Annotated in this window: 18 protein-coding genes and 1 pseudogene; 4 read left to right on the top strand and 15 right to left on the bottom strand. The window is 69.6% G+C overall.

Features of this window, described 5'->3' with window-relative positions; all coding sequences use genetic code 11:
- The first annotated feature begins 104 nt into the window (after positions 1 to 104).
- The 3 genes from ACIQCJ_RS02575 to ACIQCJ_RS02565 all read left to right on the top strand — a co-directional run bounded on the left by ACIQCJ_RS02575 (position 105) and on the right by ACIQCJ_RS02565 (position 5,525).
- Entirely contained in the window at positions 105 to 2,225 is a 2,121-nt protein-coding gene (locus tag ACIQCJ_RS02575) for an McrB family protein (protein WP_402710484.1), read from the top strand.
- On the top strand, positions 2,218 to 3,486 hold the full coding sequence (locus ACIQCJ_RS02570) for an McrC family protein (protein ID WP_402710483.1): 1,269 nt from the start codon (positions 2,218 to 2,220) through the stop codon (positions 3,484 to 3,486). The genes ACIQCJ_RS02575 and ACIQCJ_RS02570 overlap by 8 nt, the downstream gene beginning before the upstream one ends.
- A 158-nt stretch (positions 3,487 to 3,644) precedes the next feature.
- Positions 3,645 to 5,525: a DNA/RNA helicase domain-containing protein gene (locus tag ACIQCJ_RS02565; protein WP_402710482.1), complete on the top strand. Its 1,881-nt coding sequence runs from the start codon at positions 3,645 to 3,647 to the stop codon at positions 5,523 to 5,525.
- A gap of 12 nt (positions 5,526 to 5,537) precedes the next feature.
- Here the strand turns inward: ACIQCJ_RS02565 and ACIQCJ_RS02560 are convergent, their stop codons facing one another.
- From ACIQCJ_RS02560 to ACIQCJ_RS02490, 15 genes and pseudogenes are all read right to left on the bottom strand, one after another.
- The gene (locus ACIQCJ_RS02560) at positions 5,538 to 7,592 is read right to left on the bottom strand and encodes a DUF2075 domain-containing protein (protein ID WP_402710481.1); all 2,055 of its coding nucleotides are present in this window, start codon (positions 7,590 to 7,592) and stop codon (positions 5,538 to 5,540) included.
- Positions 7,593 to 7,757: 165 nt separating this feature from the next.
- Positions 7,758 to 7,886, bottom strand: coding sequence for a DUF6408 family protein (locus ACIQCJ_RS02555; RefSeq protein ID WP_402710480.1), 129 nt, complete (start codon positions 7,884 to 7,886; stop codon positions 7,758 to 7,760).
- 242 nt (positions 7,887 to 8,128) lie between these two features.
- Positions 8,129 to 9,226: a hypothetical protein gene (locus ACIQCJ_RS02550; protein ID WP_402710479.1), complete on the bottom strand. Its 1,098-nt coding sequence runs from the start codon at positions 9,224 to 9,226 to the stop codon at positions 8,129 to 8,131.
- A 408-nt stretch (positions 9,227 to 9,634) separates the two neighbouring features.
- Positions 9,635 to 10,096: pseudogene (locus ACIQCJ_RS02545) on the bottom strand (DUF2199 domain-containing protein).
- Positions 10,097 to 10,383: 287 nt separating this feature from the next.
- The gene (locus ACIQCJ_RS02540) at positions 10,384 to 11,055 is read right to left on the bottom strand and encodes a response regulator transcription factor (RefSeq protein WP_355335994.1); all 672 of its coding nucleotides are present in this window, start codon (positions 11,053 to 11,055) and stop codon (positions 10,384 to 10,386) included.
- Positions 11,052 to 12,314, bottom strand: coding sequence for a histidine kinase (locus ACIQCJ_RS02535; RefSeq protein WP_391042552.1), 1,263 nt, complete (start codon positions 12,312 to 12,314; stop codon positions 11,052 to 11,054). Before ACIQCJ_RS02535 ends, ACIQCJ_RS02540 begins: the two co-directional genes overlap by 4 nt.
- Positions 12,315 to 12,703: 389 nt before the next feature.
- Entirely contained in the window at positions 12,704 to 13,522 is an 819-nt protein-coding gene (locus tag ACIQCJ_RS02530) for an ABC transporter permease (protein ID WP_402710478.1), read from the bottom strand.
- Positions 13,522 to 14,451 carry an ABC transporter ATP-binding protein gene (locus ACIQCJ_RS02525; protein ID WP_355335988.1) on the bottom strand — a complete coding sequence of 310 codons (930 nt, stop codon included), beginning with the start codon at positions 14,449 to 14,451 and terminating at the stop codon, positions 13,522 to 13,524. The genes ACIQCJ_RS02530 and ACIQCJ_RS02525 overlap by 1 nt, the downstream gene beginning before the upstream one ends.
- Positions 14,452 to 14,737: 286 nt before the next feature.
- On the bottom strand, positions 14,738 to 16,561 hold the full coding sequence (locus ACIQCJ_RS02520) for an alkyl/aryl-sulfatase (RefSeq protein ID WP_401850909.1): 1,824 nt from the start codon (positions 16,559 to 16,561) through the stop codon (positions 14,738 to 14,740).
- A gap of 168 nt (positions 16,562 to 16,729) precedes the next feature.
- The gene (locus ACIQCJ_RS02515; RefSeq protein WP_391042544.1) at positions 16,730 to 18,055 is read right to left on the bottom strand and encodes a SpoIIE family protein phosphatase; all 1,326 of its coding nucleotides are present in this window, start codon (positions 18,053 to 18,055) and stop codon (positions 16,730 to 16,732) included.
- Between the two features lie 486 nt (positions 18,056 to 18,541).
- Complete coding sequence (locus ACIQCJ_RS02510; RefSeq protein ID WP_402710477.1) at positions 18,542 to 18,829, bottom strand: RICIN domain-containing protein; 288 nt, start codon at positions 18,827 to 18,829, stop codon at positions 18,542 to 18,544.
- 22 nt (positions 18,830 to 18,851) lie between these two features.
- Positions 18,852 to 19,400, bottom strand: coding sequence for an EF-hand domain-containing protein (locus ACIQCJ_RS02505; RefSeq protein WP_355335982.1), 549 nt, complete (start codon positions 19,398 to 19,400; stop codon positions 18,852 to 18,854).
- Between the two features lie 302 nt (positions 19,401 to 19,702).
- Positions 19,703 to 19,888: a DUF6879 family protein gene (locus ACIQCJ_RS02500; protein ID WP_401305972.1), complete on the bottom strand. Its 186-nt coding sequence runs from the start codon at positions 19,886 to 19,888 to the stop codon at positions 19,703 to 19,705.
- A gap of 71 nt (positions 19,889 to 19,959) precedes the next feature.
- Complete coding sequence (locus ACIQCJ_RS02495; protein WP_402710476.1) at positions 19,960 to 20,184, bottom strand: hypothetical protein; 225 nt, start codon at positions 20,182 to 20,184, stop codon at positions 19,960 to 19,962.
- Positions 20,177 to 20,446, bottom strand: a complete 270-nt coding sequence (locus tag ACIQCJ_RS02490) for a hypothetical protein (protein WP_355335978.1) — start codon at positions 20,444 to 20,446, stop codon at positions 20,177 to 20,179. The genes ACIQCJ_RS02495 and ACIQCJ_RS02490 overlap by 8 nt, the downstream gene beginning before the upstream one ends.
- Before the next feature lie 537 nt (positions 20,447 to 20,983).
- Between ACIQCJ_RS02490 and ACIQCJ_RS02485 the strand changes: the two genes are divergently transcribed.
- On the top strand, positions 20,984 to 21,283 hold the full coding sequence (locus ACIQCJ_RS02485; RefSeq protein ID WP_402710475.1) for a tetratricopeptide repeat protein: 300 nt from the start codon (positions 20,984 to 20,986) through the stop codon (positions 21,281 to 21,283).
- Positions 21,284 to 21,285: the final 2 nt, after the last annotated feature.

The following is a 21,285-nucleotide window of genomic DNA, read 5'->3' as shown; positions in this document are numbered from 1 at the left end:
CGGTCGGGCGTCCGGGTGCCTACCCGGGCGCCCGACCGCGCACGCGCGGCAGAGCGCTTTCCGATTCCGCATACCCGCACCCTGGCCAAGGAGGATCCGGCAGCATGACCGTCGTGATGAAGCAGGCGAATCCGTGGGAGACCGCGGCCACGTTCGACAGGACCGCGTTGGCAGAGGTCGAAGCAGCCGCCGAGGATGAGCGCAAACAGGTGCTGGCCCAGTTCCCCTTGGAGGAGTGGGCCACCCTGCCGTTGTCGCGCTACGCCTTGGGGCAACCGACGTCGTCTGGGAGCGCGCCGACGTACTGCCGACTGATGGAGTTCGGCACTCCGCACCTGGGCAGCATCAAAGGCGGCAGCGCCGCGAAGCACATCATGTATCACCACAGGTCGGGTGAGTGGCGCCTTGCGGCTCCGCTACGCGGAATGGAGCCGGAGAGCGCTTGGACGACACTGCGCGAGCAGTTCGTCCGGGCCTTCGAAGCTGTCGCCGCAGAGGACTTCGACGCGCTGGACGACCTGGATGCGCTGCGGTTCGGACCGACATTGGTCACCAAATCGCTGGCCACCTACTTCCCGCAGCATTTTCTGCCCATCTACGCCGGTGAGCACCTGCGTAATTTCGTCGTGCTGCTCGGTGGCTCGGTGCAGAGCGGCGCGCCGGCCTGGCACAGCAATCGTCGCCTTCTCGAGCTCGTACGAGAGCGAGAGGAGTTCGACGGGTGGACCGGACACCAGGTCATGCACTTCCTCTACGAGTACTTTGATCCGCGCCCGCGCCAACGCGCCATTTGGAAGATCGCCCCTGGTGAGCGCGGCCGGCTCTGGGACGAATTTCGCGACGGTGAGACGGTGCGCGTCGGGTGGGACGAAGTCGGCGACCTCGGCCAGTACCAGAGCGACACGGAACTCAAGAAAGCTCTCGACGAGCAGTGGCCACGCACCAGCGGCGGCAGCCTCACGCTCGCCCGCCGTCTCCTCGCCTTCCGCGATCTGGAGGCCGGGGACCGGATCGTGGCCAATCGCGGCACGGACGAGATCCTCGCCACCGGAACGGTGAGCGGAAGCTACCGCTACGACAACGACTTGCCGGAGTACCAGCATCTCGTACCGGTCACCTGGGACGACTCGCACGCGCAGAAACTGCCGAAGCCGCAGCACGGCTGGCGCTCCACGTTCGCCAAGGTCGACCCGTCGTTGTTCGCTCGAATCACCAACGGGTCGGCCGGTCTCGGAAGCCCGGAGACGAACCGTTCACCCGATACCGATAGGGCACCAGCCACACTGCCCGAGGACGTGGAAGCGGTTCTTGAGGCACTGAACCGCAAAGGCCAGGTGATCCTGCACGGACCGCCCGGCACCGGCAAGACGCGCCTCGCGCTCGGCGCCGCACTCGCTCTGACCGGCTACGCCGACGCCCTCGCGGGGACGCCGGATCAGCGTGCCGCCGCGCAGCGCGAGATACTGCAGAGCCGTCGCGTTCACATGGTGACCTTCCACCCCTCATACGGCTACGAGGACTTCATCGAGGGCTTCAAACCCGATCTGAGTGCGACAGGTCCGGGACTGACGCTGGCGCTCACCGACGGCGTCTTCCACAGCCTGTGCGCCAAAGCGGACGCCCATCCCGACGAGACCGTTCTGCTCATCATCGACGAGATCAACCGTGGCGATCTCCCGCGCATCTTCGGCGAGTTGGTGACACTCCTCGAACTCGACAAGCGAGGCATGCCGATCGACCTCTCCGTAAGCGGGCGCAGCTTCTCCGTACCGCCGAACATACGGATCATCGGGACCATGAACACGGCGGATCGCAGCATCAGCCACCTGGACGCGGCCGTACGTCGCCGATTCGCCTTCCTGCCGGTCGGCCCCGACCCAGAGGCCGTGTCCGGTGCTGTCGGTCCACTGGACCTCGCGCAGTTCTTCGAGGCCCTCAACACCCGCATCAGCCAACACCTTGATGGCGATCACCAGATAGGTCACGCCTATCTCTTGCGTGACGACGAGCCCATCGCCACTGAGGACGACCTGGCTGCCGCTTTCCACCACGACGTGATCCCCCTTCTCGAGGACTACTGTCTGGGACAGGCTGACCTGCTGCACCGCATTCTCGGCGGTCTGGTGGACGCCGACACCGGACGCGCGGCACTGATGTCACCGCAGGATCTCCCCAACGCGCTGGCCACCGAGTTCACCACCGGCGTGCCCGATACAGATGCCTGATCTCGCCGCGGTCCGACTGGGGGAATACGAGCCGACGGGGCTGCGAACCGAACATCTCACGCCTCGCGACGTCGACCGTCTACAGGTCCTTCAGGAGCGCCGCTGCCTCACCCTCGACCGCGGACCCGCCGGGTGGCGGCTCAAGGCCGACGCGACAGTCGGCGTCCTGGCGCTGGACCACGTGCGCCTGGTCATCGAGCCGAAGTTCGCCATATCCGGTGAGCGGCTCATGACGTGGCTCGCCTACGCCCTCGACGCGCCGACACCCCTTACGACAACAACACGGCGCTGGTCCACCGGGCCTGACGGTTACGCCGACCTCGTAGCGGCGGCTCTGCTGGAACAGTGCCAGCGGCTGCTGAGAGAGGGCCTGCGTCACGGCTACGTGCGGCACCAGAGCATTGAGCCCGTCCTGCGCGGACGTCTGGACTTCGCGAAGCAGATCTCGCGACGCTATGGACAGCTGGACCAACTCCACATCCGCACCTTCGATCGCGAGACGGACATCTGGGACAACCGGGTTCTGGGTACGGCCCTGCGGGCCGCCCTTGCGCTGGTGTCCGACTCGCACGTGGCACGCGAACTCCGGTCCACCGCCTCTGCGTTTCCGCAGGCCGCGACACCTGGCGCCGCTCTCCGCGCGCTGGACCGCGTCCGGTACACGCGGCTGAACTCCCGCTACCGCGCTGCTCACACCTGGGCTCGACTGCTCCTGCGCGGAGGCGGCGTCACCGATCTCCTCACCGATCTCGGCACCTCGGCGGAGGGCCTGCTGCTCCGAATGCCCGCCCTCTGGGAAGCCGTCGTCCGCCGACTGACCGCCGACGCTGCTTCCCGGCTCGGGGGCTGCTCCATCACGGCCACAGGCAGAACCGGCATCACCGTCCGCGGAGATCTCGGCAGCCCATCGCGCTTCCGGCCCGATGTCCTGCTCAGCCTCCCGGGACCCGACACGACAGCGCCCTCCGTTCTACCGGTGGACGCCAAGTACAAGCGATACGACCGCCACGGTGTCAGCGCGGGCGACGTTCATCAGCTCCTCACTTACAGTGCCGGCTACGCCTCGGCCGACTGTCCGCGCTCCGTGATCGTCCACCCTCAAACCGCTAGTCACGCTCATCGCACACTCCAGGTCCGCGGCCCAGACGGCCTGCTCGGTGTCGTCCAGGTCCTCGGCGTCGGCACGAGCGCGCACCCTGAAGAGGCAGCACAGTGGATCGCCTCAACCCTGGCTCGGGATCAGAGGATGACCGCCCGCTGAGCGCACGGGAAGCGGAACGGTCAGTGCGCCGCCGGACGGCTGAGTACCCTTGAACCCATCGTCATCGCGGCCCGACGGGCTTCCGCTCCACTCAGGTGGAGTCTCGAAGGACATGCCCCCACCCGCACGAGTCATTTCGTGCTGCCTGGGGGAAATCCTTGCTGTTCCGCGCGTCAGCCAGGACGGTCGCCGTCATGGCGCTCGACGGCTCGCTCTTCCTGCACCTCACCGAACAGTTCGTCCACATGCACGGATACCGCCCCGGAGCCTCCGAGGTTCGCTCGTGGGAACGCAGCATCCCGGCACTGGCCTCGGCTCTCGGTGACGCCGGTCTCGATGACATCGAAGTGATGCTGGAGTACGCCCTGCCGCTGAACAGCAAGCGCGCCGACGCCGTACTCGCCGGAGTGCATCCGGTCACCGGGGAGCCGTCCTACGTCGTGGTCGAGCTGAAGCAGTGGAGCCACGCAGAGCCGCACGAGGACGATCCGCTGCTCTGCCACATCGACGCCTACGCGCAGCCCGTACTCAACCCGATCGAGCAGGTGCGCCGCTACTGCGAGTACCTGGTCAACTTCAACGGCGCCCTCGCGGAGCACCCGAAACGGGTCAGCGGGGTGGCGTACCTCCACAACGCAACGGAGTTCGGCATGAGCGGGCTGCGGGAGATCGAGACCGACGATCGGGGTCAGCTCTTCACCGCCGAGACCCGAGGCTCGTTCCTCGACCACCTCCGCACCAGGCTGAGCGACAAGCATCCGGGGGCACGGGCGGCCGACGAACTGCTGGCAGGCAAGGCGGCGCCGTCCAAGCAACTCATGGCGTTGGCTGCGCAGGAGGTGCGGGAGCGCGAGCAGTTCGTTCTGCTCGACGAGCAGCAGGTCGCGTATCGGATGGTCCTGAACGCGGTCCGCAAGGCGAAGCAGTCCGACCACAAGGAGGTCGTAGTTGTCACCGGCGGGCCGGGCACCGGCAAGAGCGTCATCGCGCTGTCCGTTCTCGGTGAGCTGTACCGGCAGGGCGTCCCGGCACTGCACGCCACCGGCTCCAAGTCGTTTACCCAGACCATGCGGAAGGTGGCCGGCGCGCGCAAGCGCGAGGTGCAGGATCTCTTCAAGTTCTTCAACGGCTTCATGACGGCCGAGAAGAACTCCCTCGACGTGCTGATCTGCGACGAGGCCCACCGCATCCGGGAGACCTCGGCCAACCGCTTCACCTCTGCCGCCCACCGGACGGGCCGACCGCAGATTGACGAACTCATCGACGTGGCCCGGGTCCCGGTCTTCCTCCTGGACGAACACCAGGTAGTACGGCCTGGCGAAATGGGGACGGTCGCCGAGATCAAGGCAGCCGCGACCCGCAAGGGGGTCGAGTGTTCCGTCGTCCGTCTGGAGAGCCAGTACCGCTGCGGCGGCAGTGACGCCTATCTGCGGTGGGTCGTGCGCCTCCTCGGCCTGGAGCCAGGTGGTCCGGTCGCCTGGGAGCCCGACGACCGCATGCAGCTCCAGGTCGCCGGGAGCCCGGAGGAGATGGAGGCGTTCCTCCAGGACCGGCGCGGCGAGCGCTACGGCGCCCGCATGACCGCGGGCTACTGCTGGCCCTGGTCCGAGGCGAAGCCCGGGCAGCCACTGCCGGCGGACGTGGTGATCGGCGACTGGGCCCGCCCCTGGAACCTCAAGGGCGAGCGCGCCATCTCCGGGGCCCCGCCGTCCGCACTGTGGGCCACCGACCCGGCCGGCTTCGGCCAGATCGGCTGCGTCTACACCGCGCAAGGCTTCGAGTACGACTGGTCCGGCGTCATCATCGGCCCCGACTTCGTCTGGCGCGGCGACCGCTGGGTCACCGACCGTACGAAGTCCAAGGACCCGGTCTTCAAGAAGTCCACGCCGGACACCGACGTGGACCGCCTGATCCGCAACACCTACAAGGTCCTCCTCACGCGCGGCATGGTCGGCACCGTGGTGTACTCAACCGACCCGGAGAGCCAGGACAAGCTGCGCGAGCTGGCCGGCGCGAAGCAGAGCGTCGCCTCGGTCTGAGACAGCGGAGGGCTAACTGCGGCGTTTGTACTCGGGCGGCAGCTGGGGCCCTTCAGCGGTGAGGCTCGCCTGAGCGCCGTCGAAGTTCTGCAGACCGATGGTGCCGGGAATGAGCCTGCGCAGCGCATTGTGCGTTTCCGGGTCAACCGCGTAGACCACGGTACCGACGACGCCGCGGGTGAGGAGCACGTGATAAGCGTTCCGGATGCACCGGTGAACGATCGCGTCGTCGACCGGGCCACGGAAGCCGGGATCGTGGGAAGCGGTCCGATCCACCCTGAACTTCCCGTTGCGGAAGAGCAGGTCGGGGCCGATGATGACGCCGTTCCAGTCGTATTCAAAGGTCTGCGCGGTGTAAACGCAGCCAATCTGGTCGATGCCACGGCGGTCGGTCGACCACAGATCGGACCTCGGTGCGCTCGAAACGCTGTGCTGAGGCTTCACGTTCCACGGCCGGCGCCAGTTCCCGATGTGCACGTCATCAATGAGTTGTTCTCCGACCGGGTTGCTCCACGGCCAGCAGAAGCCCGCGGTGATGCGCGCAGTCGACCCCTCGAGGTGGCGTTCGCGGATGAATCGCTCCATCTGCTCGGGGGAGTCGGCGACCGTGAGTGTCATCCGTCCGTCCGGTCGCCAGGTCACGGGATCGGATCCGCTCAGCCCCAACAGCTGCTGCACCCAGCCTTGGTACTTTTTGCTACCGCCCGCCCGAAACGTTCCCTCCAGATCGGTCATTTCAACCGCATAACCGTTTTCTTCGGCAAGCTCTCGGAGATAGTCGGCTGTGCCCACCTCATCGGGGCGGATCGACTGATGGTCATCAAGGAGGAAGATCGGCACTTTGGCGACCCTGATCAGGTCCAAAGCCTGCGGCCGCTCGTCGTCCCGGAGCTCTTTCGGCGTCCAGCGGTAGGTCGAACTGCGCCGCATGCGGTGTGCCTCATCGCAGATCAAGACATCGATGCTGTCCGGCCGATTGTCGCTGAAGCTGTTGAAGTACCTGAAGAGCCGGCGAGCCGCGTCGAGCATGCGCTTCTGCTCCCCGCGACGTGCCGTGCTCAGCATGATCTCGCGCAGGGTCTCCGTGTACGCATGGGATCCGCTGGCAAGCACGGCCTCACAGCCTTTGAGCCCGAGCGCACGTTGCAGTTCCAGGGCAACGGCACTCTTCCCGCTGCCCGGGCCGCCCCGCAGGATGTACACGCGTTTGTCGCCCGGATCGAGGGCAGGGTTGGGGGCCGCGTCCGGGTCGTAGAACAATCCGACATTGAAGCGCGTGAGGGGGGCAGTCTTCTCAAGATGCCGGATGATCAGGTCGAATGCGAGGTACTGCTCGTCGAGGAGGGTGAGGCCCCCTCCGGTGACGGACCGCTGGCGCGCCACGTCGGTGACCTTCAGCAAAGGCTCACGACGGGCGTGCTCCAGCGCTTCCGCCGCTCGCTTCCCAGACGCGGCGGCGAATCGTGAGGTCAGGACTCGCCGGAAGCGGTCCAAGTCGTCAAGAGTGTAGAGAAAACCGTGATCGCTCTCGTCCAGGTCGAAAAGGGCCTCCACGTCCGCGTCCCGCGCGTTGTGGAGCAGTGCCACGCCAAACAAACGGTCATCGCCCTCTCGAAGATGAGGGAGATAGCGCATCATGTACTCGCAGTAGCGCTGGACCTGCCGCACCGGGTGGAGCTTGTTCTTCCCATCTCCGAACCCGAGGTCGACAGCAATCGGACACCGAGGGTCCACCGTCGCGTGACGTACCTGCTTCAGCTCAATCGCGAGGTAGGAGTCCGTTCCCGTGCTGGGCTGCCGACCGCACAACACCAGGTCGACTGCGGAATTGGTGTGCGGCAGGTCGACCTCGACCTGCACTTCTACTTCGTCAAGGCCCAGGTCCAGCAGAGCTTTGACGACCACGGGAATGCTGTTGTCCCAGGACGCGAGATCGCCCGGAGAAGGCGGTCGCCCCTTGGCGTCGGAATGTTCCTTGATCAGCATCTCCGTGAGAGGCAGATGCGCTGATCCCGCCTCGGCAATGATGAGGCTGCCGAGTTCGGCTGCGGACAGTTGCAGAAGCACGAAGGTTCCCCAGGCACGAGATCACTCGTGCGGGTGGGGGCATGTCCTTCGTGACTCCACCGGAGCAGAGCGGAAGCCCGTCGGGCCGCAATGACAATCCGTAGATTAACCGGGATTGCGGCATGGGGAGGGCGGACCCCCGGAGAGGCCCGCCCGCCGCCCGGCTCAGCCGAGACGGTGCACCGCGGCCTGCACCAACATCCATAGCAGGTTCGAGCCAACGCTCACCGCGATGCCCATCAGGACTTCACGGACCCAGATGCGATGTTTGGGCTTTCGCTCGACGACAGCCATGAGAAACGCGCCCCCTTCGGTCACGACCGGTGACGGTTGCCGGATGGCTCCCGCCGGGAGCGCACCCTGAGGCGTCGTCACCGAACCAAAGGATCGGTGTTTCCGCAGGCCACATAGCGTACTTCCTCCGAAGAGGACACGCGGCGCAGAGCCACGCTAGCGTACGACCGGGCGTCTTGGAGAAGGAGTTACTGACCCAGAGTCAGTGGGGTCAGCGGTGCGGCTTGTCAGCTACGGCCTCTTCACGCCCCGTACCCGGTCAATTGCGCCGCTACGAAGCTCAGGTGCTGGCTGTGTCCGACCCGAATCCACGTTTCCGCGTTGCCCGTGCCGTTCGAGCCGTCGCCGTACGCGCAGGCGTCCAGCCAGCGTTCGCCGTCGCTCGCCCCGGACCGGAAGGCTTCCGCCTGGGCCACCTGGCGGGCCCCCGCCCGTACCCGATCGGCACGGTACGGACCCCTGGTGGGGACTGGGGCGACAAGGAAGGTCTCGGGTGCGGTGTAGCGCAGCAGGCCCCACGCTGGGCCGAACCTGTCTGCCGAGGGGATGTTGGCGCTGAGTGCGTGTTCGGTCGAGTAGTCGCCATAGAGCAGGTGACCCGGGAAATCGGGACGCGACGCATGGACTAGGTGGGCTATCTTCCGGTCGTGCCGCGGAATGACAATCGGCAAGTTGCCGGCAATGGGTCCCAGCTGCCGCGGAAACCCGCCAGCTGCGAGAACAACCCTGCGCCAGGGCAGGAGACCGCCGAGTAGGTCCAGCGCGGCGAGAGCGGTCTTGCTGGCATCAGCGGCGTCCATGACCGGACCGAGGTCCAGGAGCAAATCGAGCTGTGACGGAGGCAGGCACACCCGGCCGACGAGGTCGAGAAGGCCGGTTGAGCGTGCCTCCTCGTCCATTGCCCACGGTTCGTCCAGCAGGATGCGGATCCCCAGCCCGCGCCCGGTGGAGAAGGCGAGATCCGCGGTGTACCGCTGCAGAATGGGATTCCTTTCGGGCCCCGTGACCAAGCACAGGCCACCTTCGGTCGCCAGACGGGCCAGCCCGATCGCGGATGCCTCGACGAGCCGTTCGACATGTACGGCGTCGACCCAACCGACAGCCCACGGAGTTTCCTTGAGAAAGGCGTCTACGCGCCCCGCAAGCCAGCGGTCGAGGGCCGTGGGGTCGTCGTCAGGATCGGCCACGCGGCGGTCCCCTCGCAGACGTTCAGGGCCGATGCGTGGCACGACCGTCCACAAGGGAGCGATGAGCCGGCGAACATCGGCGTCCAGCCCTCCGTACGCCCGCCAAGCGTCGCGTCGCACAGGCAGAAAAGGGACGTAGACCGGATCCACCATCGCAGCTCCCCGTCGACACGCCACGTCGCAGTACGGATGAACCACCCTCGTTACAAGGGTGAACTGCAAGCTCCGGCGGGTGATAGAAGGCCTTTCAGGCCACGAGCGGCACAAGCGATGGCATGGCAGCAGACTGGTGCGCTCTGTGGAGACCGCGTCGTCGTCGTGAAACTCTGACGCTCGGCGTTCCGGCGCCCCTCGCGAATCGTCAGGACGTACTTCAGAGGTCGGCCCAACCGAGCGGTCAGAAGCCGTATTCACTGGGAGCCATATGGGAGCCGATTGGCTCCCCGAGACCCCGCGAGGCCAACCCGAGGCCATCCAGGCCAACCCTCTGACCAGCAACAATGCCAAATGTCCAGCTAGCGACCTTGGTTCGACCGGGTTCGGGACGAAGTGGTCGTGGGTTCAAATCCCGCCGCTGCGACTGGTGAAACTGCAGTTGGGAGGCGGGTCTTCCGATGCGGGCGTGATTCCGGTGCGCTGTTCGACGGCGAGGGGGTGGTCGGTGGGTTCGAGCTTGATGAAGGGGCGGGTGCCGAGCGGCCGGGTGTGGGCGTTGGTCTTGAGGTCGGTGGTGCTCTCGGGATAGAGGGACAGCTCGGTGCTGAGCCAGCCGAAGTACGGCTTCTCGGCCTCGCGGCCCTCGGTGTCTCACAGGTCGACGGCGCGGGTGAAACTGTCCTTGCTCAGGGAGACCCAGACGCCCCACGAGAAGACGTCCTCGCCGCCGATCACGGGTATCTCGATCAGGCCCTTGATGAAGAAGTGCTGGCCCCTGATGACGCACTGGTCCGACGACAGCATGCTGTTCGTATCGGCCTCGAAGGCGGGGTCCCAGACGTCCGGGGCGGGGGTCGAGTAGCTCATGGGGAGCTCCGCGTGATGGTTTCCGCAGCACGAACACGTGAAGCCGAGATCGTCAGACATGGCGGGATCCTAGTGGTCACGAAGCGCGAGGCCGCACCCCGAGGTTTCGGGCCCGCGCCCCGGGGATTCCCGTTGCCCGTACGCATCGCCGGGCGCGTACGGGTGGATCGGTTCCGTGCCGGAAGCCGCCGTCCCGCGAGACCTCGGGGCCGGGCGCGGGCCGAGCCGAGCCGAGCGTGGGACGTGGGACGTGGCGGGAGGGCGGCGGAATCCGTACGTTCCGGCGGTCAGCGTTTGGAGCGGACCAGGCCGGCGTCGTAGGCGAGGATGACGGCTTGGATGCGGTCGCGGGCGCCGATCTTGGCGAGGACGCGGCCGACGTGTTTTTTGACGGTGGACTCGGAGAGGACCAGGTGGCGGGCGATCTCGGAGTTGGTCCAGCCGTTGCCGATGGCGACGAGGACTTCGCGTTCGCGGGCGCTGAGTTCGCGGAGTCGGGGGTCCTGGGCGGCCGGGGAGTCGGGCGGGGTGAGGACGTGGTGGGCGTGGGCGTCGAGGAGGCGGCGGGTGAGGCTGGGGGCGACGACGGCGTCACCGGTGGCCACGGCCTGGATGCCCGAGACGAGTTCCTCGGGGCCCGCGTCCTTGAGGAGGAAGCCGCTGGCCCCGGCGCGCAGGCCCTCGTAGGCGTACTCGTCGAGGTCGAAGGTGGTCACGATGAGGACGCGGGTACGGCCGCCGGCCGCGATGATCTGGCGGGTGGCCTCCAGCCCGTCCATGCCGGGCATGCGGATGTCCATGAGGACGACATCGGGGCGCAGTTCGGCGGCCATGCGGACGGCCTCGGCGCCGTGGGTGGCCTCGCCGACGGGGGTCACGCCGGGGCTGCCCTCGAGGAGCATGCGCAGGCCGAAGCGCTGCATGGGCTGGTCGTCGACGATCAGCACGGAGGTGGTCATGGCAGGTGGCTTTCCGCCTTGTGGTCGGTGGGGTCGACGGTCGCGTCGAGCTGGACGTCGACGGTCCATCCGGGCTGGTCGGTGGTGGGGCCGATGGTGACCGTACCGCCGTACAGGGCGACGCGCTGGCGGATGCCGACGAGGCCGTGGCCGTGCTCGTCGTCCCCGGTGGCGGGCGCCGCGGGGCCGGCGGCGTGCGACGGGGGGCCGGTGTCGGTGACGCGGATGCGTACCGTCCCCGCGTCGGCGGTCACGGTGACCTGCGAGGCGGTGGCCGTACCGGCGTGCTTGAGGGTGTTGGTCAGGGCTTCCTGGACGATGCGGTAGACGGTGAGTTGCAGGCCCTCGCCCAGTTTGGCGAGTTCGCCCGTGGTGCGGTACGTGACCGCGAGGCCCGCCGCGCGGACCCGTGCGAGGAGCATGTCGAGGTCGCCGATGCCCGGTTGCGGTCTGAGCCGCCGGTCCGCGGCGTCGTCGTCCCCGCGCAGGACGCCGAGCACGCGGCGCAGTTCGCCCAGCGCCTGCCGCCCGGTGTCGCCGACCATGCGCAGGACCGGGGTCGAGCTCTCGTTGTTGCGGGCGGCGAGCGTCGAGGCGCCGTCGGCGAGGGTGACCATGACGGAGAGGTTGTGGCCGACGATGTCGTGCATCTCGCGGGCGATACGGGTGCGTTCGGCGGCGGCGGTGAGCCTCGCGCGCTGGTCCCGTTCGACCTCCAGGCGCCGGGCGCGGTCCTCCAGCGCGGTCAGGTACAACCTGCGGGTCCGCAGGGTCAGACCGGTGGCGACGGCGGCGGTCACCAGTCCGAGGAGGAAGAAGAGGACGAGGAACTCGCTGCCCGCGGGCTCCAGGGCGAAGACGTCGACCACGTTCGCGGCGGCGGCCACGGCGGTGGCCCAGCCCAGCACGCGCGGGGAGCTGTGCCGGGCGACATTGTGCAGGGCGATGAGCGGGCTGAACGAGGCGACGAGCCCGGCGTCCATCGCGGACTGGACGAGGAAGGCGGCGATCGTCACGACCAGCACGGTGGCCGGGGCGCGGCGGCGCCACCACAGCGGCAGGACGAGCGCGGCGAACAGCACGTAGAGGGTGGCGGTCGACGGCGCCCCGTGCGCGTCGGCCGCCGCGACGGCCGCGGGCGCGCCGCCGGAGAGCAGGTTGGGCAGGCAGACGCCCGCGAAGAGCAGGACGACCGCGGTGTCCAGCAGCCAGGGGTGCCGCCGGTCGTACTCCCGCAGGAGGCCGCTGGCTTGCAGCATGAGGTTCAGGACCGGGTGCCCCAGGGCGGCCTCGGGACCGAGGGACGGCACCGGCGTCCCCCGGTCCGGGGCGGCGAAGGCGGTTCGGGGGTCGCGGTCGGAGAATCCGGCCCCGGGGCCCCGGTCCCGGGCGGAGACCTCGACGCGGGGGTTCCGCCTCCTGGCCAGAAACCCGACTCTGAGATCCCGCCTCCCGGCCAGGAACCACGCCCTGACATCCCGGCCACGAGCCGAAAGCCCGTCCCTGACATCCCGGCCCCGCGCCGAAAGCCCGTCCCTGACATCCCGGCCCCGGGCCGCGATCGTGGCCCTGAAGTCCCGGTCCCGGTGCATAAGCCTCATTGTCACCGCTGGTGACCCTTCCGACGAACGGTCGGCCGCCGCGACGATCAGACGTCGGACCGCTTCAGCCGGATGGCTGCGGCGCCCAGGGCCACCGCCACCCAGGCGGCGAAGACGGCGAGTCCCGCGCCGGGCGACAGGGAGTCCGACGCCTTGTGCAGGGCGTAGATCGCCGAGCCCGCGTTGCCGGGGGTGTACCGCTCGACCGCGTTCTGGAGCGAGTCGGGCAGCAGCGCGGTCAGGCCGGGCAGCAGCATCAGCAGGCCGACCAGGGCGGCGATGCTCCCGGAGGCGGAGCGGATCAGCGTCCCCAGGGCCACGCCGAACACGGCGAACAGCGCGAGGTAGACACCGGCGCCGACCAGGCCGCGCAGCACGCCCTCGTCGCCCAGGGACAGCGCGATGTCGTCGCCGCGCAGGCTCGCCGCGCCCAGGCCGAAGGTGACCACGGCGGCGACCGCGGTGAGGACCAGGACCAGCGAGCCGATCACGGCGCTCTTCGACGCCAGGACCGGCCACCGGCGCGGCACCGCCACGTAGGTCGAACGGACCATACCGGTGCTGTACTCGCCCGCGGACATCATCACCCCGAGCACGCCGACGATCAGGCCGGTGACGCCCGCGCCCGTCAGCGCGAGGCCGACCGGGTCGTCGGGCGTCCCGGTCGCGTCGGCGCCGGGGGGACGGTAGACGGCGGCGGCGATCACGCCGAAGGCGACGAGTACGGCGACCGAGGCCCCCAGGGTGATCCAACTGGAGCGCAGCGAAAGGAACTTGCTCAGCTCCGAGCGCAGGACGCGGCGGCCGGTCACCCCCTGCCCGTCCCGGTCGGCGCGTACGGCGACGGCGGTCGTGTCGGTGGTCATCAGGCGGCCTTCCGCTCGGTGCCCGCGGGGTCGCTGTGGTACTCCACGGAGTCATGGGTGAGGCGCATGAAGGCCGTCTCCAACGAGACGGTCTGCGGGGCCAGTTCGTACAGCGCGATCCCGCAGTGCGCGGCGACCGTACCGATGTCGCGGGCCGCCCAGCCGTGGACGAGCAACTCCTCGTCGGAGGAGGACGTGATGGTGACGCCCGGCGCGGCCAGCGCGTCCCGCAGCCGGGCGGCCTCGCCGCTGACGACCCGCACCCCGCCGCCGCCGGCCTGGTGCGTGAAGTCCTTGAGCGAGGTGTCGGCGAGGAGCCGTCCGCGCCCGATGACCACGAGGTGATCGGCGATCAGCTCCATCTCGCTCATCAGGTGCGAGGAGAGCATCACGGCCCGGCCCTCGGCGGCCAGCCCGGTCAGCAGATTGCGCACCCACAGCACGCCCTCGGGGTCGAGGCCGTTGACCGGCTCGTCGAGCATGACGGCCTCGGGGTCGCCGAGCAGGGCGGCGGCGATGCCGAGCCGCTGGCCCATGCCGAGCGAGAACGCGCCCACCCGCTTGCCCGCCACGCTGCCGAGTCCCGCCAGTTCGATGACCTCGTCCACCCGGCCGCGCGGAATGCCGTGCGTGAGCGCGAGCGCCTTGAGGTGCCCGAACGCGCTGCGCCCCGGGTGGACCCCCTTGGCGTCGAGCAGGACACCGATCTGGCGCAACGGCGCCCGGTGCCGGGCGTACGGGCGGCCCCCGACGGTCGCCGAGCCCCGGGTCGGGGCGTCCAGGCCGACGATCATGCGCATCGTCGTCGACTTCCCCGCACCGTTCGGCCCGAGGAAGCCCGTCACCTCACCGGGCTTCACGGAGAACGACAGCCGGTCGACCACCGTCTTGTCCCCGTACCGCTTCGTCAGTTCACGCACTTCGATCATCGGCCTCTGGTCCCCTGGTCCTCTCACGTCCCGCGCGCACGCCTCGCGTACGGAACTCACGCGCTCACCGCGTTCGCAGCAGTCGTCGCACTCATCGCGCTCGTCGCGCTCGTCACACTCATCGCACTCGTCGCGCTCCTCGCACTCGTCGAGAACGCGGCGCGACCCGCACCTTCGACGTTACGAGGGCGGGCGGGGCGATCCCTGGAACCGTGGGAGACCCTTCGGCACGGCACTGGTACCGCGGTACCAGTGCGCTCTCATCACCCAGAACGACGGGCGGCGCTCACGGCGTGACGAGGGGGAAGTCCGGGTCCGGGGTGGCGAGGAGGGAGAGGAGGCGGGAGAGGGTGTCGGGGGTGCCCTCGGTGGTGACGTTGTCGAGGTTCCGGGTTGCGAGGGCGGTGAGGAGCTGGGCTTGGGTGAGGGTCAGGGTGAGGTCCGCGGTGGTGGCGGTGGGGGCGCCGGGAGTGGACCGGTAGGTGAGGGCGCCGTTGGACAGGGTCAGGCGCCAGGTGCGGCGGTGGTCGGTGACGTGCCAGTCCATCGTCAGCCGGGTGTCCCAGGCGCGGGGGCCGTCGACGCGGACGGCGAGGGAGTCGATGAGCTGGTCGACGGTGAGGGCCATGGCCATCTCGGGGTTGGCGGTGTCGAGGCGGACCTTGGCGAGGCGGCCGCGCAGCTCCATGGCGCCGGTGAGGTAGAAGTTGCGCCAGGTGCCGTTCTCCGCGCCCTGGCCGAGGCGGTCGTAGACGGCGGCCAGCGCCTCGCGCGCGCCCCGGTGTCCGGGCTCGGCGAACACGGCGTGGTTGAGGAGCGTGGCGGCGAACCGCAGGTCGTCGGCGTCGGCGTACTCCCGGCCCTTGGCCACGAGGGCGTCGGTGCCGCCGTAGTCGGCGGCGAAGCGGCGGGCCTGCTCGACCGGCGGGTGCTCCCACAGGTGGGCCGGGTTGCCGTCGAACCAGCCCATGTAGCGCTGGTAGACCGCCTTGACGTTGTGCGAGACCGAGCCGTAGTAGCCGCGGGCCGCCCACGTACGTTCCAGAGCGGGCGGGAGGGTGAGCTCCTCGGCGATCTCCGGGCCGGTCAGGCCCTGGTTGATGAGCCGCAGGGTCTGGTCGTGGAGGTAGGAGTAGAGGTCGCGCTGCCCGGTGAGGAACGCGGTGATCTCCTCCTGGCCCCAGGTGGGCCAGTGGTGCGAGGCGAAGACGACGTCCGCCTTGCCCTCGAACATCGCCAGGGCCTCGGAGAGGTAGTGCGCCCAGATCCGGGGGTCGCGGACGACCGCGCCGCGCAGGGTCAGCACATTGTGCAGCGTGTGGGTGGCGTTCTCGGCCATGCACAGGGCCCGGTGGTCGGGGAAGAGGAAGTTCATCTCCGAGGGGGCCTCGGTGCCGGGGGTGAGCTGGAAGGCGATGCGTACGCCGTCGACCGTCTCCTCCTGCCCGGTGCTGGTGATGTGCACCGTCGGCGGCACCAGGCTGATCGTGCCGGTCGAGGTCGTCGCGCCGAGACCGGCGCCGATCTGGCCCGCCGGTCCCTTGGGCAGCTCCGCCCCGTACATGTAGACCGCGCGGCGGGTCATCGCGGTGCCCGCGTACACGTTCTCCGCGACCGCGTGCTCCAGGAATCCGGCCGGGGCCAGGACCGGGATGTCCTGCTCGGTGCCGTGCGGGACGATGGCGCGCGAGCCGCCGAAGTGGTCGCCGTGGGAGTGGGTGTAGACCAATCCGGTGACCGGGCGGTCGCCGCGGTGCTCGCGGTACAGCGCCAGGGCCGCCGCCGCGGTCTCCGTCGAGATCAGCGGGTCGATGACGACGACGCCGCGCTCCCCCTCGACCAGGGTCATGTTCGACAGGTCGAACCCCCTGACCTGGTAGATCCCCCGCGTGACCTCGTACAGGCCGTACCGGGCGCAGAGCTGCCCCTGCCGCCACAGCGACGGATTCGCGGTCGGCGGGCACTGCGCCGCCGTCATGAACGCGTACGCCCCGCAGTCCCACACCACCGACCCGTCCTCGGCCGTCACCGCGGTGGACGCGGGCGCGGCGACGAAGCCGCGGTCGGCGTTCGCGAAGTCCCGGACGTCGTCGAAAGGGAGGTCAGCCATGAGACGAGGCTAGGGCGCTATGCGGCTTTTGTCCTCAGGGCGCCGAGGTGAATCGCTGAGGTGAGCGCCGAGGTGAATCGCCGAGGTGAACGCCGAGGTGAGCAGGGGGCGGCGGCCCGGCGGCGCGAGCGGTCAGAGACCGGCCGTGCGGGGCGGGGCGGGGCGGGGTCAGAGACCGGCCGTGCGGGGCGGGACGCGGAGCGCCAGCAGGGCGGTGTCGTCGCTCGCCCACCCACCGCTGTGGTCGTCGAGGACGCGGCCGATCCGCTGGACGACGGAAGGGGCGTCCATGCCGTGGCAGGCGGCGAGGGCGGCGGCGAGATTCTCCTCGCCGAACAGCGGCCGCGGGGCTCCCGGGACGATGGGGCGGGGACGGGCCTCGGTGGCGCCGTCGGTGTAGAGCAGAAGCGTGTCGCCGGGCGCGAGCCGGAAGCGGACGTCGGTGAGGTGCACGTCGGGCAGGACGCCCAGCAGGCTGCCGCGGCGGCCCGACTCCTGGACGCGGCCGTCGGCGCGCAGGATCAGGGCGGGCGGGTGCCCGGCGGTGCACAGGCGGCCGGACACGCCGGTGGCGGTGGTACGGAAGGTGGCGTGCACGGCGGTCAGGAACCGGCCGTCCGTGCGCTGGTCGAGCAGCGCGGAATTGAGGTGGTCGAGGACCACGGCGGGCGACAGGTGCTGCGTGGCCTGCGCGCGCAGGGTGTACCGGGCCAGCGCCGTGACCTTGGCGGCCTCCGGGCCCTTCCCGCACACGTCGCCCATCGTGGCGCACCACCAGGGGCCGCGGGCCTGGAAGAGGTCGTAGAAGTCGCCGACGACCATGCCGCCGTCCGCCGGGGTGTACGAGGCGGCGGCGTCCAGACCGGAGACCGTCGGCAGGACGGGCGGCAGGAAACTGTCCTGGAGGCTGCGTACGAGGTCGGTGGTCGCGGCCAGCGCGGTGCGCGCCGTCTCCAGCGAGGTCCGCAGATTGATCTCGTTGCCGACCGCCCGCGCGAGGGTGGCCAGCGTGGCCAGTTCCGTGGGGCGCCAGGCGTGCGGGCGGTCGTCGATCACGCACATGCTGCCCAGCACCTCGCCGCCCGGTCCGAGGATCGGGTAACCCGCCCACGCGCCGATCTTCATCGGCTGTACGGAGGGGTGGTCGCGGGTGCGCGGGTCGGTGGCCGCGTCCTCGACGGCGAAGGGCTCGCCGTCCAGGCCGACCAGGAAGTAGCAGAAGCTCTCCCGCACCGGATTCTGCCGCCCCGCGATCTCCGTGATGTCGACCCCGACGCACGACTTCCAGAACGAGCGGCGCTCGTCGACCAGCGTGATGAACGCCCGTGAGCAGCCGGTCACCGCACCGGCCAGGGCCGCCAGGTCCTCGAACTCCGGCTCGGGACCGGTGTCCAGCAGGCCGGTCGCCGCCACCGCGGCCAGCCGCCTCGGATCGTCGAGCGCGGCGGGCAGCCCGTCCGCCCGCAGCCCGCCCCGGAAAGCCACACCCTGCATCGCAGCGCCCTCCCGGACGATCCCGGCCACCCGCGACCGGGGGCCAGAGAGGAGCCGCCGCGCACACCGACGGACGCCAAACATTTGACGTATGGCAACAATAACCACGGACGGGGGCGGGGAGCGGTCGGGCGGGCCACATTCTCCCGCCGCGGGAGGCCGGGCGGCGGCGGGGAGCCGGGCACGCCACGGCCACGGGCACCGCGACGCCGAGTGGTGTGATCGTGAGCACAGGGGCCGCGGGCGCGGCCGGTGCCTGGTCGGGGCGCGGTCGGTGCCTGGTCGGGGCCTGATCCGGGCCTGAACCCGGAGCGGCCGGTGGCTGGTCCGGGCCCGGTCGGGGAGGCCGGGCGTCGGGGGCGGGCGTAGAGACGTACCGCGGGGGCGTACGTACGCGGGCACGTACGCCCCTCCCGCCGCGGCCGGGCCCCGCGTACCGGCGTCTCGATGCACCCGGCCGCCCACCCGCCCGAGGCCGGGCCGGGCTCAGCCCGGAAGCGTCCACGCCTGGTTCGCGCCCCCGTTGCAGTCCCAGAGTTCCACGAGGGCGCCGTTGGCGGTGGCGGCCCCGGCGATGTCGAGGCAGCCGCCCAGCGCGCGGACCGCGCCGCCCGCGCCGGGAGTGACCGTCCACTTCTGCGCGGCCGTGCCGTTGCGGGTGTAGAGCTGGACGGCCGTGCCGTTCGCGGTGCCGCTGTTCGCGATGTCGACGCACTTGCCGGGGATGCCGGAGGTGATCGCGCCCGCCGTCGTGACGCGGGCCCGGCGCCTCACGCACGGGCCCACGGCGGCGACCTCAGTGCCGCTGCGTCGGGAACCGTCCGCACAGCCAGTTGCCCGGCTCCGCCGGGTCGTCGCTGATCCAGAACTGGCGCCACAGCAAGGTGAATTCCTCGCGGCTGAGGTGGCCGTCCCCGTTGAGGTCGAGGAGTTCGAAGACGCCGGTCATGTCGACGGGCCGGCCGTTCCAGGTCTCCACGAGCGTGCGGTGCTCCTCCGGGGAGATGACGCCGTCACCGTTGGCGTCCACGGCCTCGAACACGGTGTCGGCGGTGGCGACGACGTCCGCGATCATCGTGGGCAACCGGTCGACGAGCGCGAGCAGTTCACCCCAGTCGACCGCGCCGTCACCATTGGTGTCGCCGGTCTCCAGCAGCGCCGCCCACCAGCCCATCAGCAGCGTCTCGACGCGTGCGCGCAACTCGGTGCCCGGCGCCACCGCGGGCAGCCGGTTCCAGCGGGCGACGAGCGCCCTGAAGTCCTCCTCGCGCAGGTAGCCGTCACCGTCGGCGTCGAACGCGCCGAACATCCCCCTGAGCTTCTGCTCCTGAAACGCGCTGGCCATGAGCGGTCCCCCTCGACCTCGACCCGAACCACGAAGCACCCGTGCCCGCCGCCGCGCGGCGACAGCGGGCAACGATCAACGGTAGGCCGGGACGCGCTCGCGCCACCACAAGCACATATGTATGGACATTCACCCTTTGGGGCCAGCGGTGCCCCCGCCCCCAACGCCCGTCCGCCGCGCGGCAGTCGGCCCCTGACGGATGCGCGAAGACGCCGGACGGACGCGTCCGCTCCGCGGCCCCCACCTGGCACCTCACCGCCTGCGGGGTCCTCGCCAACACCTAGGGCGGGTCCGGCGGTCGACTAGCCGACGCCGTCGATGACCGGCGGTGAGAGCGTGGCGATCTCGCGGTCGAAGAAGTCGCCGAAGGGCTCGCCCCGCGCGTAGAGCGACGCGAACCCCGCCCTGGTCTCCGCGATCAGGGCGGGTTCCGCGTACCTCCTGGCCCCGTCCGCGTTTCCCTCGTCGTCGTACTGCACCTCGTACATCACCACGTCACGGGGAATTCGACGACTCGGAGCCGCCGCTGCGCGACGCCCAACTCCTCCGCCTCGGCGAATTACCGGGCGTAGGCCGGACGCCTTTCCTCGATGAGCGCGAGTGCTTCTTCCCAGCGCCCAGCGGCGAATGCCTCCCAGCTCGCGAAACCGCGTTCCTGGAAATGCTGGCCGCGTTCCAGCTTGTCCTGGCTCCTGACGCCGCTTTTGAGGATCCGGAAGATTTCCTCGTGGTAGGCGGGCCGGGCGAGGCGTTCGAAGGTGCCGTTGGGAAAGGAGTCAAACACTGGGAATGTCCGGTTTCGCCGCGATCAGCATGTTTCTCGGGATGACGACGAGTCGCTCGTCGGAGCCGACCGAGACCCCGGCGGGCAGATTCCGCCCGAGGGAGGCCGTCAGATCCCGGCCGATGACGGCGATGTCGCCGTTCTCCAGCTCCCAGATGTCGGGGCAGTCGGGGGTGTCGGTCGTATTCCCCAGCTCCTGAGGTGATTTACCGAGGCGCTTTAAGAATGTGGTGTCGGGATTTGCTTCCCATGGTCTGGTCATGGTTGCCCCCAGGATCGGCTGCGTACTGTCGTACCGCGTGCGGATCGTACCCGCATCGGCGTCACTACAGCCGGAGCGTACCCGATAACCAGCCGTCTGGCATATGCCACGACGGCGGCGACCGCCTTCGGATGCCTATCGCAATTCGACTCCCGGTGCAATAATGATCCACACCGGACGTGACCGGTCCTCGAATTGGCTCAAAGCCAATATGATCAGATTATTGAATGGTAGGGGGAGCTGTGGATCCGGAACTCGCGGTGCTCACGCGGACCGCCGGAGCCCCCGTGGTCGCCCCGATGGCGACCGACGCCTGGCGGACCACGACCACGCGTCACCGCGTCCTGGCACAAGGGCGCCGCGCCCGGACCGGCCGCTTCCGGACCGGCCGCGTGGCATCCGCTGACGCTGCGCTCTCGGTCCAGCATCCTGGCCGCGCTCGGCGCCGCGGAACTGACCGCGGAGGACGGACGCACGGGCCTGCTGTCGCTGCCGGGGCAGTGCGCGGAACACCTCGGCGTCGACCACACCGTCTCCGTGGGGGCCCGCCACAACCACGCCTGGGCGCTCTTCCAGTTGGGCCGCCTCGAGGAAGCCGACAGCGAGATCGGCGAGGTGACCGAGACCTATCTGCACCGCTTCGGCCCCGACTACCCCATCGCCCTCGCCGCCCGCCAGCTCCAGGCCCGCACCCGCACCGCGCTCGGTCACACCGACGAAGGCATCGCGCTCATGGACGACGTCGTCGCGCGCCGCGCCCAGAGCCTCGGCCAGGACCACCCCTTCACCGTCGCGAGCCGTGACCTCCTGCGGAGGCTGCGCGCCGAGCGTCCGTAGAC

Source organism: Streptomyces sp. NPDC093221 (assembly GCF_044753885.1).
In the GTDB taxonomy this organism is placed as follows: domain Bacteria; phylum Actinomycetota; class Actinomycetes; order Streptomycetales; family Streptomycetaceae; genus Actinacidiphila.
The sequence above is the reverse complement of the archived record's forward strand: the minus strand, read 5'-3'. Positions and strand labels throughout refer to the sequence as shown.